General features: G+C 43.7%; 1 protein-coding gene. It reads right to left on the bottom strand.

Going from position 1 to position 414, the window contains the following annotated elements; translation table 11 throughout:
* Positions 1 to 144 precede the first annotated feature (144 nt).
* The coding region (locus C3945_RS11735; RefSeq protein ID WP_161879833.1) for a DUF805 domain-containing protein at positions 145 to 414 on the bottom strand (270 nt) is incomplete at its 5' end.

The raw sequence follows: 414 nt of genomic DNA, 5'->3' as shown, positions 1-414 counted from the left end.
GCTTAAGGGTGTTGCTGTTTGTTGAGGTGTGTCCATCTGCATTTAAAACTCAAGTCAGTTAACTGAGCTTAAAGGGTTTTATCAAAATACAAAAGCCAAGTCGGAACTTGGCTGGATTGAGAAGGATTGAAGCGCTGAGGGCAACTATTCTGATTGAATATACTGGCTGCGTTGTAGATACTCCTGATAGGCAGGCACTGCGGTGCCGATCAGGGCAAAAATAAGGATGAGCGGAATCAGGATAATATAAATCCAGCCCAGCACTTTTTCCCAAGGAGCTGTTGCACGTACAGGACCGAATTTATTTGGTCCTTCTGTTCCTTTGGCACAGAATAAATATAGCATCACAATAAAGTTGACCAGTGGAATAAGCATCAGTAATGACAGCCAGCCGGTTTGATTGCGGTCATGGAA

The organism is Alkalibacterium sp. MB6 (assembly GCF_009935905.1).
Lineage (GTDB): Bacteria > Bacillota > Bacilli > Lactobacillales > Carnobacteriaceae_A > Alkalibacterium.
Note: the sequence above shows the minus strand (reverse complement) of the source record. Positions and strands in the feature narration are given on the sequence as shown.